This window comes from Endothiovibrio diazotrophicus (genome assembly GCF_054657215.1).
The window spans coordinates 75,256-87,734 of the sequence record NZ_BAAHXB010000002.1 but is presented as its reverse complement, the minus strand read 5'-3'; the positions used below and the strand labels follow the sequence as shown (position 1 = coordinate 87,734).

Below are 12,479 nucleotides of genomic sequence, written 5' to 3'. Positions count from 1 at the left end.
TTACTCCAGTCCGTCCAGGATGGCGTCGATCTTTTCGCCGGTGAGGTTCTCGTGGTACTCGGTGCCCACCGACATCATCGGCGCGTGGCCGCAGGCGCCGAGGCACTCCACTTCCTTGAAGGAGAACTTGCCGTCGGCGGTCACCTCGCCCGGCTTCACACCCAGCTTCTTCTCCAGGTGATCCATCACCTCCTCGGAGCCGCGCAGCAGGCAGGAGATGTTGGTGCAGACACAGATCTTGTGCTTGCCCACCGGCTTGTGTTCGTACATGGAGTAGAAGGTGGCCACTTCGTAGACTGCGATCGGCGCCATTTCGAGATACTCGGCCACGGCGTCCATCAGCTCCCGGGTGAGGTGCCCACCGTTCTGCTCCTGGGCGATGCGCAGGGCGGCCATCACCGCCGACTGCTTCTGCTCCGGCGGATACTTGGCGACCCAGCGGTCGATGTCGGCGCGCGATGCGTCGTTCAAAAGTGCCTGTGAGGTATTTTGGGCGGCCATCAGCGGTCCACCTCCCCGAATACGATGTCCTGGGTACCGATGACGGTGACCACGTCGGCCAGCATGTGGCCGCGCACCATCTCATCCATCGCCGACAGGTGGACGAAACCCGGCGGGCGGATCTTCAGCCGGTAGGGCTTGTTGGCGCCATCGGAGATCAGGTAGATGCCGAACTCCCCCTTGGGATGCTCCACCGCGGCGTAGGCCTCGCCCTCGGGGACGCAGTAGCCCTCGGAGAAGAGCTTGAAGTGGTGGATCAGCGACTCCATGTCGCCCTTCATCTCGGCGCGGGCGGGCGGTGCCACCTTGTGGTCGGCGGCGATCACCGGACCGGGGTTGGTGCGCAGCCAGTCGACGCATTGCTTGATGATCTTGTTGGATTCGCGCATCTCCGCCATGCGCACCAGATAGCGGTCGTAAGAGTCGCCGTTGGTGCCCACCGGGATGTCGAAGTCCATACGGTCGTAGACCTCGTAGGGCTGCTTCTTGCGCAGGTCCCACTCGATGCCGGAACCGCGCAGCATCGGACCGGTGAAGCCGAGGTTGAGCGCCCGCTCGGGGGTGACGATACCGACGTCCACCAGACGCTGCTTCCAGATGCGGTTGTCGGTGAGCAGGGTTTCGTACTCGTCGACCCGCGACGGGAAGCGCTCGGTGAAGGCCTCGATGTAGTCGAGGAAGGAGCCGCCGCGATCGGCGTTGAGCCGGGCGGTCTCCTTCTCGTCGTGGAACTTGGAGGGCTGGTGCAGCGGCATGGTCGCCGGCAGGTCGCGGTAGACGCCGCCGGGACGGAAGTAGGTGGCGTGCATCCGTGCGCCGGTGGTCGCTTCGTAGATATCGACCAAATCTTCACGCTCGCGGAAGGCGTAGAGGAACATCGACATGGCGCCGACGTCGAGACCGTGGCCGGCGATCCACAGCAGGTGGTTGAGGATGCGGGTGATCTCAGAGAACATCACGCGGATGTACTGGGCGCGCTCCGGCACCTCGACGCCGAGCAGCTTCTCAATGGAGAGCACATAGGCGTGCTCGTTGCACATCATCGAGACGTAGTCGAGACGGTCCATGTAGCCGATCGACTGGTTGAACGGCTTGCTCTCGGCGAGCTTCTCGGTACCGCGGTGGAGCAGGCCGACGTGGGGGTCGGCGCGCTCGATCACCTCGCCGTCCATCTCCAGCACCAGGCGCAGCACGCCGTGGGCGGCCGGGTGCTGGGGGCCGAAGTTCAAGGTGTAGTTGTGGATCTCAGGCATCTGCGCTGATTCTCTCTGGGGTGTGCCGTTCCGGGACCAGCGAGCCCGCTCAGGACTCGTGGGCCTCGCCGTCGCCGAGGTAGCGGTGGTCGTCGCGGATCACCCGGGGCACCAGGGTGCGTGGATCGATGGAGACCGGCTCGTAGACCACCCGCCGCTTCTCCGGGTCGTAGCGCATCTCCACATGGCCGGAGAGCGGGAAGTCCTTGCGGAAGGGGTGACCGACGAAGCCGTAGTCGGTGAGGATGCGGCGCAGGTCGGGGTGGCCGTCGAAGAGGATGCCGTAGAGGTCGAACGCCTCGCGCTCGAACCAGTTGGCGGCGCTCCAGATGTCGACCAGCGAGTCGATCCGCGGCAGGCTCTCGTCGGCGACAAAGGCGCGCAGGCGAAGCCGGCGGTTGTACTTCACCGACAGCAGGTGATAGACCACCGCGAAACGGGCCTTCGGGGTGAAGGCGCAGTCGCGACCGCTACCGCCCTCGACGCCACGGCTGAAGCCGGTGTCGGGACCGTTTTCACCGTCCCATTCGTCCCGGCCGTAGGCGCTGTAGTCGACGCCGCAGAGATCGATCAGTTGCTCGAAGGCGAACGCCTCCTCGTCGCGCAGGGCGGTGCAGACCTCGCGCAAGGAGCCGGCGGCCACCTCCAGGGTCAGTTCGTTGCGCTCGATCGCGGAACCCTCGATCGCCGCGCCGAAACGCTCCGCGACCTTCTCCGCCAACGCTTGCAGGGATTCACTCATGAAGGTCACCGGGCAATCGTGTTGGTGCGGTTGATCTTGTCACGCAGCTGGATGATGCCGTAGAGCAGCGCCTCCGCCGTCGGCGGGCAGCCCGGCACGTAGATGTCCACCGGCACGATGCGGTCGCAGCCGCGCACCACCGCGTAGGAGTAGTGGTAGTAACCGCCACCGTTGGCGCAGGAGCCCATGGAGATGACCCAGCGCGGCTCGGGCATCTGGTCGTAGACCTTGCGCAGGGCCGGGGCCATCTTGTTGGTCAGGGTGCCGGCGACGATCATCAGATCGGACTGGCGCGGACTGGGCCGGAACAGCATGCCGAAGCGGTCCAGGTCGTAGCGCGAGGCACCCGCGTGCATCATCTCCACCGCGCAGCAGGCCAGGCCGAAGGTCATCGGCCACATCGAGCCGGTGCGCGCCCAGTTGATCAGGGTATCGGCACTGGTGGTGACGAACCCCTTTTCGAGGAGACCTTCTACTCCCATTCCAGTGCGCCCTTTTTCCACTCGTAGATGAAGCCGATCACCAGGATCCCGAGGAACACTGCCATGGCGAGCAGACCGAACAGGCCGATCTGGTCGAGCACGATGGCCCAGGGGAAGAGGAAGGCGATCTCCAGATCGAAGATGATGAAGAGGATGGCGACCAGATAGAAGCGCACATCGAACTTCATGCGGGCGTCCTCGAAGGCCTCGAAGCCGCACTCGTAGGGGGAGTTCTTCTCGCTGTCCGGGCGGTGGGGCCCGAGCAGGAAGCCGATCGCCATGGGACCGACACCGACGGCGATGCCGACCAGGATGAAGATCAGGATGGGCAGATAGTTCTCGAGCATTTCGCCTCACCGAGCCCGCGGACGAACCGCGGCTCTCTCTAGTTGAGCGACCGGAAGACGTGGGGAGGGCGCGAAGGGACCGCAGGCCCCGACCCGTAGCGCAAAGACTCTCTCCCCAATTTCTTCTTGGAAATCGTGGCGGGTGCATCCCCGCCACTCGGCACCGACGATCGGCACCCTGCCGACCCGCACCGGAAACAAACTTCGTGACTAGCCCGCTTAACGGGTCGACACTACGTAAAAATCCGAATCAGGATAGGCGACGGACAAACCCCCTGTCAAGCCTGCGACGGCCCAATCATTTTTCTTCTTTATCAAGAAGTTAATGATGCGCTTAAGGACCTATAAAAAAAAAGACATAAAGATCCGGGGGCCTGCCGGGAAGCGAATAATTGACAAAAAAAGTGCGAAAGAAAAGAAAAGAGGCGCTAAGGGGAAAACCGTCAATTTACCCAACCCACCAGGAAAATGCAGGCAAAAAAAAGCGCCGGCATGGCCGGCGCTTTTCGTATGGTGCGGATGGCGAGACTCGAACTCGCACGGCTCGCGCCACTACCCCCTCAAGATAGCGTGTCTACCAATTCCACCACATCCGCAAAACTCGTCACCTTCCCGTCACTCCACCGGAGCGGTGGGAATGACCGGCACATCCTTCTTCTCCGGCGCGGCGGGCACCGCCGGAACATCCGCTTCCGCCGCAGGCGCCGCATCGTCGGCCGGCACCGTGGGAACATCCTCCGCACCGGCGGCCGGAGCGGCAGGCACGTCCGAAACTTTGGCCCCCGGCACGTCATCCACCGGCATCGCATCCTCGGGGATCGCCGGCACGGCCGGCTGGGCCGCCTTCACCCGATCCATGATGCTCTGCTTCTGCTCGTCACGGCCATGGACCGCGGGCAGCGAAAGCACCAGGCTGTTGACGAAGAAGATGGCCGCCAGGATCGCCGTGGTGCGGGTCAGAAAGGAACCCGAACCCTGGGCGCCGAACACCGTGGCCGACGCTCCGGCACCGAAGGCCGCCCCCATGTCCGCCCCCTTGCCGTGCTGAATCAGGATGAACCCGATCAGCCCGAGGGCAACGAAGACCTGGATGACCAGCAGGATCGTCAACATAAAATTCTGTCTCTCTCCGCTCGGCTCAGCCGGCGGCCTTGCCGATGGCGAGGAAATCGGCCGCCTTCAGCGACGCGCCGCCGATCAGGCCCCCGTCGATGTCGGGCTTGGCCATCAGCTCCGCGGCGTTGTCCGGCTTCATGGAACCGCCATAGAGGATCTGCACCTTCCCGGCCACCTCGGCATCGAGCGCCGCGATCTTGCCACGAATGAAGGCGTGGGTCTCCTGGGCCTGCTCCGGGGTCGCGGTCCTTCCGGTGCCGATGGCCCACACCGGCTCGTAGGCAATGACGCCGTCGGCCAGGGCCTCGACCCCCTCCAGTTCGATCACCGCATCGAGTTGGCGACCCACCACCTCTTCGGTGATGCCGCCCTCGCGCTCCTCCAGGGTCTCGCCGACGCAGAGGATCGGCTTGAGGCCGGCCTGACGCGCGGCGGCGAACTTCTGGGCGACGAACTCGTCGCTCTCGCCGTAGAGGCTGCGGCGCTCGGAGTGGCCGACGATGGCATAGGTGCAGCCGAACTCCTTGAGCATCTCGCCGGAGACCTCGCCGGTGAAGGCACCGGTGCCGACCCGATCACACACGTCCTGGGAACCGAACTGGATGCTGGAGCCCTCCAGCAGAGAGGCCACCTCGGGCAGGTGGACGAAGGTGGGACAGACCGCCATCCGGGCCTTGGAGACCTCACCGATACCCGCCTTCAGACCTTCGATCAACTCCTTCGCCATGGCGCGGGAGCCGTTCATCTTCCAGTTGCCGGCAACCAGGGGTTGACGCATGCCTGTCTCCTTGAGACCCGTCGAAAAGAGCGCGCTACTGTAGCGGGGTGCGCTGGAAAATGCAATGGGTCTTTTTGGTGGCGGAGGCGGCGTGACGGGCGGGGTTCTTGCGAGCTCTGGCGCGGCGCGCACCCCGTGTTTGGAAGAGGGGGAATGGAGGGGGCGATGCCCCCTCCCCGGCGGGGTGGATGGGGTTGAACGAAGGAGCGGTCGATGGGTATTCGTCAACCCTCCGCGACGTAGTCGTCGGAGGCGTCGCCGACCAGGACCTTGCGCTCCTCCACGTCCATGTGCAGGAAGGTCTGACGGTTGGTCTCATTTTCGAAGTAGACGTCGATGCCGTTGTCGCCGTCCCCCATGTGGACGCAGGGATGGCTCTCGGGGTTGGGGACGTCGTGCAGCGAGATCGGGTCGGTAGTGGTGCGGATGATCATGGTGGACTCCTGGCGGTGGGTTGACCTTGTTATTGGTTTAGTCTTTCACTCAGTTATTACAACCCCAAAATCGTTGAGAAATCCCGCAAAGCCGTCGCCGCACCGCTACGCCGGCCGCAACCGAACGGTAGGAGCGGCCCTGAGGCCGCGATGGCGCCGTTTCCGCCAACCGCCGCCAGTATCTTCGAGGCACGGCACTCCGCACGATCGCGGCCTTGGGGCCGCTCCTACAGCGGACACCACACCGCCCCGCCACCCCTACCCGCGAAAGGGTTGGGGCAGGCCAAGCCCCGCTGCTATCCTCGCGCCATGAGCAGCGCCGACGACACGCCCCTCCCGCCCGACCGGATCGAGGCGCGCCTCGACGAGATCCTCGAGGTGGAGTTCAACTTCCGCGACGCAGGCCCCGCCGCCGCGGCGATCGCACGGCTGACGCGGGAAGAGCAGCAATACGTGCTCGATTGGGTGCGGCGCATCGCCAGCACCCACATCGAACTGGCCTATCGGTTCGCCGGCCACGCCGCCTACGCCCTGGAGGTGCTCGCCCCACGGGGCATCGAGGCGTGGGCGGTGCGCGCCATGGACCTCTACGACCGCCAGGGGCTGCACCCGGCGCTGGCGGCGATCCACGAGATCGACTCCTTCGTCCACGTCACCCACGAACGGGCCGCCGGCGCACTGTTCGAGGAACAGCAGGGGGTGCTCGGGCACTTCCTCCACGGCCTCTCCGGCCGCCATCTCAAACTGGAGGAGGCGGACGCCCCCTACACCGACAGCGAGACGCTGTTCCTGCCGCCGATCGTCGCCCGGCTACCCGACGCCCGCGACAACTTCCGGCTCTACAAGGCGATGGTGGCACTGCACTGGGCGCAGACCCGCTTCGGTACCTTCCGCCTGCCGCTGGCGACCCTGGTCGAGCAACACCCCGACGGCGATCGGCTGCTCACCCTCTTCCACGCCCTGGAGACCGAGCGGCTGGAGGGGTGCATCGGCCGCGAGCTACCGGGACTCTATCGGGAGATGGGCGAAGTGGAGGCAAAGCTCGCCGACACCGCTCCCTCGGACGAGTGGGAAGCGCTGGCCGGCCGGCTGCGCAGCGCGGACGCCACCGCCGAGGACTGCCTCGCCATCGCCCTCGACCGGGTCGGCGAACTGGCGCCCCCTCCCCCGCGCAGCTACCAGGGACGTCTCGACCCGCCGTTGGTCCAGGCGGTGCAGGCCGCGCGCATCGAACGGGAGAAGATCCACTTCCGCGTCGCGCTGGCCCGCATGCTGGAAGAACAGACGCGGGAGACGCCCGGCCCCGAACGGGAGACACGCTTCGACAAGCGGATCGTCCCCGACCCGACGGTGCCCGAAGGGGTGCGCTTCGAACTGCTGCTCGACGACGCCCCGCTGGCCCCGCCCGACGAGGTGACGCGACTCGCCACCTCGATCCTCCTCGACCTCGACGACATCCCCGACGAATACCTCCACCCCGCCGGCCCCGGCGACTACGACCCGCGCTATTTCAAGGAGGTGCAGGAGGAGGAGGATCCTGACGCGGTGTGGCGCGGCACCTACCACGAGGAGGGTGCGACCCTGGAGCGGGAGTGGGATCACCGCCGCCAGCACTACCGCAAGGGGTGGTGCGCGGTGCGCGAGCGCGACGTGGAGGCGGTCCGCGACGACTTCGCCGAGGAGACCCTGCGCAAACACGCGGGACTGGCGCGCCACCTGAGGCGCACCTTCGAGGCGCTACGCGACGAGGAGCGCATCCTCAAGCGCCAGCCGGACGGCGAAGGGGTCGATATCGACGCGGTGGTGGAGGCGCTGGCCGACCACCGCGCCGGGCGCGAGATGCCCGAACGCCTCTTCACCCGGCTGCACCGCGCGGAGCGCAACATCGCGGTGGCCTTCATGGTCGACATGAGCGGCTCCACCCGCGGCTGGATCAACGACGCTGAGCGCGAGTCGCTGATCCTGCTCTGCGAGGCGCTGGAGGCCCTCGGCGACCGCTACGCCATCTACGGTTTCTCCGGCAACACCCGCAAGCGCTGTGACCTCTACCGGGTGAAGCGCTTCGACGAGCCCTACGACGCCACCGTGCGCGCCCGCATCTCCGGCATCCGCCCACAGGACTACACCCGCATGGGTTTCGCCATCCGCCACCTCAGCCGGCTGCTCAATGAACAGAGCGCCCGCACCCGGGTGCTGATCACCCTCTCCGACGGCAAACCCGACGACTACGACGGCTACCGCGGCGAGTACGGCGTCGAGGACACCCGCCGCGCCCTGCTGGAGGCGAAGCGCGACGGCATCCATCCCTACTGCATCACCATCGACGAGGAGGCCCGCGACTACCTGCCGCACCTCTACGGGCCGGCGGCCTTCACCGTGGTGGACGAGGTGCGGCAGCTGCCGTTCAAGGTATCGGACATCTATCGGCGGTTGACCACGTAGCGCCACGAACAACCCGGAGGGGAAAATGAACCGCAGATTTACGCAGATGAACGCAGATAGTCATCTGCGCAAATCTGCGGTCGAATATTTTGGATGACGGCGTCCCGGAAAGGATCCTTCCGACGATCTACCTCGCCCCCCAAGGCATGATCGGCACCGTGGAGATGGAGTTCTTGGGCGACCCCTCGATAAGCCGGTCCGAAAAGCTCAAATAGACGAGGGTGTTGTTCGCCCGATCGAAAAACCGCACCACCTGGAGTTTCTTGAAAAACCATGAGCGGCTCTCCTTGAACACATCCTCTCCATCTTCGAGGTCGCCCTTGATCGCGATCGGGCCGACCTGGCGGCATGCGATGGAGGCGTCGGAGGTATCTTCGGCCAATCCAACGGCGCCCTTGACCCCACCGGTCTTCGCCCGGCTCACATGGCAGACGACACCATCGACCTTGGGATCATGGAAGGAATCCACACAGATCTTGTCGTTGGGACCAATCCACTTGAACACCGTCGAGACGCAGCCAACGGGCTCCGCAGAGACATCCAGTGAAGCGATCAGGGCGAAAACGGCGAGAGCTATACGGCGCATGAGTACATTCTTCAAATGTCGGCCGCGCAATATAGCATCCTCTTGTTCCGCAATGGCATACTGGATGTTTGATCCGGTATGAACCAGGCGAAGAGGAGCCACCATGACCACACCTGTCGAACTGCTGGTCCAAGGGGTCGGTGAGCTGGTCTCCCTGCCGGAGGTGTTCATCCGGGTCAACCAGGCGGTGGACGATCCCCGCGGCAGCGCCGCCCAGGTGGGCGAGATCATCGCCCAGGACCCCGGCCTCACCGCCCGCCTGCTGCGCCTGGCCAACAGCCCGCTCTACGCCCTCACCGCCACGGTCGACACCGTCGCCCGCGCGGTCACCGTGCTCGGCACCCAGCAGATCCGCGCCCTGGTGCTCGCCACCTCGGTGACCGACACCTTCGAGGGGCTGCCCAACGAACTGGTGTCGATGAAGAATTTCTGGAACCACAGCCTGCTCTGTGCGCTGTGCGCCCGCGCCCTGTCGCGACAGGCGCGCAAGGGCCAGCCGGAGGTGATGTTCACCGCCGGGCTGCTCCACGACATCGGCGAGCTGGTGATCTTCAGCCGGCTGCCCGAGCTGGCCCGCAAGGTGCTGCTGCTCACCCTCGACAGCCCCGAAGAGCTGGCGATCCACCAGGCGGAGCAGCGGGTGCTCGGTTTCGACCACGGCGACGTGGGGGGCGAGCTGGCGCACCTGTGGCAGCTACCGCCGATCCTCGAGGAGTGTATCCGCCACCACCACGCGGTCGAACGGGCCGAAGCGTTCCAGGCGGAGACCGCGCTGGTCCACATCGCCAACATCGCCGCCCAGATGGCCGAGCTGAAGACCCTCGACCCGGAGCAGGCACCACCGATCTCCGCCGCCGCCTGGAAGCTCTCCGGGCTCGACCGGGCGGCGGTGGAGACGGCGGTAACCGAGGCGATGGAGGGGATCGACGAGGCGTCCAAGCTGTTCTCCCCCGCCGGGGAGTAGCGCGCGATGGAACCCACCGCCCCACCCCGCGCGCTACGCGGCTTCGGCCACATCAGCCGCAAGTGGGACGCCACCCACGGCGTCTTCGCGGCGAAGATCCTCCCCGGCGAATACTACGTCACCCTCCACGACGAGGCGGTCTTCACCGTGCTCGGCTCCTGCATCTCCGCCTGCGTGCGCGACAAGGTGTTCGGCATCGGCGGCATGAACCACTTCATGCTCCCCGCGTCGAGCGGCGACGCCGGCAGTTGGCACGCCGCCGACACCAGCGCCGCCACCCGCTACGGCAACTTCGCCATGGAGCACCTGATCAACGATATCCTGAAGGCCGGGGGACGGCGGGAAAACCTGGAGGTGAAGCTGTTCGGCGGCGGGCGCATCCTCGTCACCGCCACCACGGTGGGAGAGCGCAACATCCGCTTCGCCCTCGACTACGTGCGCACCGAGGGACTGGAGCTGGCCACCCGCGACCTCGGTGACGTCTACCCGCGCAAGGTGATCTATTTCCCGACCACCGGCCGGGTGCGGGTGAAGAAGCTGCGCTCGCTGCACACCAACACCATCGCCGCCCGGGAGACCGCCTACCTCAGCGCCATCGAGGAGAAGCCGGTGGAGGGGGAGATCGAGCTGTTTTGAGTCCGGCTTGAGGTCCGGCTGGGAAACGCAGAGATCGCAGAGACGCAGAGAACGCGGAGAAGAGAGGGGAAGGGGCGTCAGCAAGCCTTATAGGGCGCCCCGCGGGCGCCGCGGCCCAACCGAAGGCATGGCGACTCCGTTTGGCACGGGCGTGCCCGAAGCGCCCTATTACCCTCCGCGTTCTCTGCGTTCTCCGCGTCGATCATCCGCAGCCAACGAAGGACTCCGCCTCCGATGCCGTCAGGCCCGTCCGAAAGCATGGCAGTTCCGTTTGGCACGGCGCCCGCGGGGCGCCCTATGGTTCACGGCGCCGATCATCCGCCGCCAACCAGGAATTCCGCCTCCGACGCCGTCAGCGCCCGCCCCTTCCACGGGATCAGCGCAGGCACCCGTTCGCGATAGCGGCGATAGCGCTCGCCGTGATAGGCGATCAGCTTGCGCTCCTCCAACCGGGAACCGAGCACGAAGTAGGCGGTGACTAGGATCGCCGAGAGCAGCAGCGCCGGCTCCATGTCGCGGGTCCAGACCAGCACCAACCCGAGCGAGTACCACGGGTGGCGTACGTAGCGGTGGAGCGGCGAGAGGTGGAACCGCTCCTGATCCTCGACCGCCGCCACCCGATGGCGAAGCTGGCGCAGGCCGAGGAACTCCTGGCCGTCATACCAGCGCAGGGACCACGCGAATCCCGCCAACGCCGCCAACGCCAGGCCATTGGCGATGAAGAAGCCACCCCCCTGCCAGCGCCACAGCCACGCCCCCTGCAGCGAATACATGAACCCCAGCAGCGGCAGGATCAGCAACCCGGCGACGCCGTTGAAGAGCAGCCGGTAGAACGGCATCAGCCGCGGCCACCGCTCCGCCATCCACCGCTTCAACCACAATGATGCGGTCAGCGAATGGAGCGCGAAATAGCCGATCCAGGCGAGTGCCAATATCAGATGATCGGCGGTGTACATTTTCCGGTCACGGGTAACGCCGACATCGACGGGTATACCGATCGCCGAGGCCTCAAGGCAGCCGATCCATCAGCCCGGCCATATAGTCGTTGATCGCGGCATAGTGCCCGGACCCTTCGGTGAGGATGGTATCCGCATCCTGGATGAAGCGATGTCCCGGCACCAGTTCATCGGCACAGTTCCGCACGATAGAGACGACGCTCTCGGCGGTGGACTCCAGGTGGAACTGCAGCCCGAGCACCCGGCCGTCGTAGAGGAAGGCCTGGTTGTCGCATCCCTCGCTCACCGCCAGCCGCTCGGCGCCGGGCGGGGTGGCGAAGGTGTCGCCGTGCCAATGGAAGACGGTGGGCCGTCCGGGGAGGAAACCGGAGACCGGTGACGCCTTCCCCTCGGCGGTGAGTTCGATGGGCAGCCAGCCGATCTCCTTCTCCCGGCCAGGGGTGACCGGACCACCCAGCACGTCGGCCAGCAGTTGGGCGCCGAGGCAGATGCCGACGATCGTCTTCCCCGCCGCCACCGCCTCGCCAAGGAACGCCTTCTCCGCCTTCAGCCACGGATAGGCATCGTACTCGTAGATGTTCATCGGGCCGCCCATCACCACCAGCCGGTCGAAGGCATCGAGCTCCGGCAGCGGATCACCGGCATGGAGATGGGTGTAGGCGATGGGGTGCCCGCCCGTCTCCGCCCAACGGGCGATGCTGCCCGGCCCCTCGAAGGGGACATGTTGGATCACCTGTATCCTCATCGCTGATCATCCTCTCGAAACAAGGTGCGCCAAAACGAAAAACGCCGGGCCCGTGGCCCGGCGTCTCTAGTGCCTACTCCGCCGGCGGCGCCTTCGCCGCCGCCGCCTCCATCATCGTCTTCAGCTCGCCGTTGGCCGCCAGCTCCAGGGTGATGTCGCACCCCCCCACCAGCTCGCCGTCGATGTAGACCTGCGGAAAGGTCGGCCAATCGGCATAGCGGGGAAGGTTCTCGAAGACCTCCGGGTCGGTCAGCACGTTGATGTAGGCGAAACCGACACCGGTCTCCATCATCGCCTGGGCGGTGCGCGCGGAGTAGCCGCACATCGGCATCTGCGGCGTCCCCTTCATGAAGACGATCACCGGATTCTCCTTCACCGCCTGCCCGATACGCTCAAGGACGTCCATTGCTGTTACCTCGCAAAAACCATTCACAGTAGTCGGAATATGAAACCACATCCGCGCCCGAACAAAAACCCGCCGTGAAATGGGGTTTGGG

At 65.7% G+C, this 12,479-nt stretch carries 15 protein-coding genes and 1 tRNA gene; 3 read left to right on the top strand and 13 right to left on the bottom strand.

The genetic code is table 11. The annotated features are described in order from the left end of the window. The 9 genes from nuoE to ACYQ2W_RS01115 form a co-directional block, all read right to left on the bottom strand. Positions 1–501 carry an NADH-quinone oxidoreductase subunit NuoE gene (gene nuoE, locus ACYQ2W_RS01155; protein ID WP_459862578.1) on the bottom strand — a complete coding sequence of 167 codons (501 nt, stop codon included), beginning with the start codon at positions 499–501 and terminating at the stop codon, positions 1–3. Next, entirely contained in the window at positions 501–1,754 is a 1,254-nt protein-coding gene (locus tag ACYQ2W_RS01150; protein WP_459862576.1) for an NADH-quinone oxidoreductase subunit D, read from the bottom strand. The genes nuoE and ACYQ2W_RS01150 overlap by 1 nt, the downstream gene beginning before the upstream one ends. Positions 1,755–1,803: 49 nt before the next feature. Then, positions 1,804–2,496: an NADH-quinone oxidoreductase subunit C gene (locus ACYQ2W_RS01145; RefSeq protein WP_459862574.1), complete on the bottom strand. Its 693-nt coding sequence runs from the start codon at positions 2,494–2,496 to the stop codon at positions 1,804–1,806. A 5-nt stretch (positions 2,497–2,501) separates the two neighbouring features. Further along, positions 2,502–2,978, bottom strand: a complete 477-nt coding sequence (locus tag ACYQ2W_RS01140) for a NuoB/complex I 20 kDa subunit family protein (RefSeq protein ID WP_459862572.1) — start codon at positions 2,976–2,978, stop codon at positions 2,502–2,504. Beyond that, complete coding sequence (locus ACYQ2W_RS01135) at positions 2,969–3,325, bottom strand: NADH-quinone oxidoreductase subunit A (RefSeq protein ID WP_459862570.1); 357 nt, start codon at positions 3,323–3,325, stop codon at positions 2,969–2,971. The genes ACYQ2W_RS01140 and ACYQ2W_RS01135 overlap by 10 nt, the downstream gene beginning before the upstream one ends. Before the next feature lie 511 nt (positions 3,326–3,836). Beyond that, positions 3,837–3,921: transfer RNA gene (locus ACYQ2W_RS01130), tRNA-Leu, on the bottom strand. Between the two features lie 19 nt (positions 3,922–3,940). Next, complete coding sequence (secG, locus tag ACYQ2W_RS01125) at positions 3,941–4,438, bottom strand: preprotein translocase subunit SecG (RefSeq protein WP_459862568.1); 498 nt, start codon at positions 4,436–4,438, stop codon at positions 3,941–3,943. Between the two features lie 25 nt (positions 4,439–4,463). After that, positions 4,464–5,219, bottom strand: coding sequence for a triose-phosphate isomerase (gene tpiA, locus ACYQ2W_RS01120; protein ID WP_459862567.1), 756 nt, complete (start codon positions 5,217–5,219; stop codon positions 4,464–4,466). Between the two features lie 224 nt (positions 5,220–5,443). Continuing rightward, entirely contained in the window at positions 5,444–5,653 is a 210-nt protein-coding gene (locus ACYQ2W_RS01115; RefSeq protein ID WP_459862566.1) for a hypothetical protein, read from the bottom strand. Between the two features lie 309 nt (positions 5,654–5,962). Here ACYQ2W_RS01115 and ACYQ2W_RS01110 point away from each other — a divergent pair, with 309 nt between their 5' ends. Next, positions 5,963–8,095 carry a nitric oxide reductase activation protein NorD gene (locus ACYQ2W_RS01110; protein WP_459862564.1) on the top strand — a complete coding sequence of 711 codons (2,133 nt, stop codon included), beginning with the start codon at positions 5,963–5,965 and terminating at the stop codon, positions 8,093–8,095. Between the two features lie 127 nt (positions 8,096–8,222). Here the strand turns inward: ACYQ2W_RS01110 and ACYQ2W_RS01105 are convergent, their stop codons facing one another. Next, positions 8,223–8,786 (bottom strand): CreA family protein, encoded by a 564-nt coding sequence (locus ACYQ2W_RS01105; protein ID WP_459862562.1) that lies wholly within the window; start codon positions 8,784–8,786, stop codon positions 8,223–8,225. Here ACYQ2W_RS01105 and ACYQ2W_RS01100 point away from each other — a divergent pair. Together ACYQ2W_RS01100 and cheD are read left to right on the top strand one after the other, a co-directional pair. Next, on the top strand, positions 8,785–9,645 hold the full coding sequence (locus ACYQ2W_RS01100) for an HDOD domain-containing protein (RefSeq protein WP_459862560.1): 861 nt from the start codon (positions 8,785–8,787) through the stop codon (positions 9,643–9,645). The genes ACYQ2W_RS01105 and ACYQ2W_RS01100 overlap by 2 nt on opposite strands. A 6-nt stretch (positions 9,646–9,651) precedes the next feature. Next, positions 9,652–10,281, top strand: coding sequence for a chemoreceptor glutamine deamidase CheD (cheD, locus tag ACYQ2W_RS01095; RefSeq protein ID WP_459862559.1), 630 nt, complete (start codon positions 9,652–9,654; stop codon positions 10,279–10,281). Between the two features lie 314 nt (positions 10,282–10,595). Here cheD and ACYQ2W_RS01090 read toward each other — a convergent pair whose 3' ends face one another. From ACYQ2W_RS01090 to grxD, 3 genes are all read right to left on the bottom strand, one after another. Further along, positions 10,596–11,237 carry a methyltransferase family protein gene (locus tag ACYQ2W_RS01090; RefSeq protein WP_459862558.1) on the bottom strand — a complete coding sequence of 214 codons (642 nt, stop codon included), beginning with the start codon at positions 11,235–11,237 and terminating at the stop codon, positions 10,596–10,598. A 52-nt stretch (positions 11,238–11,289) separates the two neighbouring features. Next, complete coding sequence (locus tag ACYQ2W_RS01085) at positions 11,290–11,970, bottom strand: type 1 glutamine amidotransferase (protein ID WP_459862556.1); 681 nt, start codon at positions 11,968–11,970, stop codon at positions 11,290–11,292. 85 nt (positions 11,971–12,055) lie between these two features. Continuing rightward, on the bottom strand, positions 12,056–12,388 hold the full coding sequence (gene grxD / locus ACYQ2W_RS01080) for a Grx4 family monothiol glutaredoxin (RefSeq protein ID WP_459862554.1): 333 nt from the start codon (positions 12,386–12,388) through the stop codon (positions 12,056–12,058). Positions 12,389–12,479: the final 91 nt, after the last annotated feature.

Excerpts from the sequence above, each read along its gene's own strand:
- ACYQ2W_RS01150 (WP_459862576.1), bottom strand. The coding sequence starts at position 1,754 with ATGCCTGAGATCCACAACTACACCTTGAACTTCGGCCCCCAGCACCCG.
- ACYQ2W_RS01115 (WP_459862566.1), bottom strand. The coding sequence starts at position 5,653 with ATGATCATCCGCACCACTACCGACCCGATCTCGCTGCACGACGTCCCC.
- cheD (WP_459862559.1), top strand. The coding sequence starts at position 9,652 with ATGGAACCCACCGCCCCACCCCGCGCGCTACGCGGCTTCGGCCACATC.
- ACYQ2W_RS01105 (WP_459862562.1), bottom strand. The coding sequence starts at position 8,786 with ATGGTGGCTCCTCTTCGCCTGGTTCATACCGGATCAAACATCCAGTAT.
- ACYQ2W_RS01145 (WP_459862574.1), bottom strand. The coding sequence starts at position 2,496 with ATGAGTGAATCCCTGCAAGCGTTGGCGGAGAAGGTCGCGGAGCGTTTC.
- ACYQ2W_RS01135 (WP_459862570.1), bottom strand. The coding sequence starts at position 3,325 with ATGCTCGAGAACTATCTGCCCATCCTGATCTTCATCCTGGTCGGCATC.
- ACYQ2W_RS01110 (WP_459862564.1), top strand. The coding sequence starts at position 5,963 with ATGAGCAGCGCCGACGACACGCCCCTCCCGCCCGACCGGATCGAGGCG.
- grxD (WP_459862554.1), bottom strand. The coding sequence starts at position 12,388 with ATGGACGTCCTTGAGCGTATCGGGCAGGCGGTGAAGGAGAATCCGGTG.
- nuoE (WP_459862578.1), bottom strand. The coding sequence starts at position 501 with ATGGCCGCCCAAAATACCTCACAGGCACTTTTGAACGACGCATCGCGC.
- tpiA (WP_459862567.1), bottom strand. The coding sequence starts at position 5,219 with ATGCGTCAACCCCTGGTTGCCGGCAACTGGAAGATGAACGGCTCCCGC.
- ACYQ2W_RS01090 (WP_459862558.1), bottom strand. The coding sequence starts at position 11,237 with ATGTACACCGCCGATCATCTGATATTGGCACTCGCCTGGATCGGCTAT.
- ACYQ2W_RS01140 (WP_459862572.1), bottom strand. The coding sequence starts at position 2,978 with ATGGGAGTAGAAGGTCTCCTCGAAAAGGGGTTCGTCACCACCAGTGCC.
- secG (WP_459862568.1), bottom strand. The coding sequence starts at position 4,438 with ATGTTGACGATCCTGCTGGTCATCCAGGTCTTCGTTGCCCTCGGGCTG.
- ACYQ2W_RS01100 (WP_459862560.1), top strand. The coding sequence starts at position 8,785 with ATGACCACACCTGTCGAACTGCTGGTCCAAGGGGTCGGTGAGCTGGTC.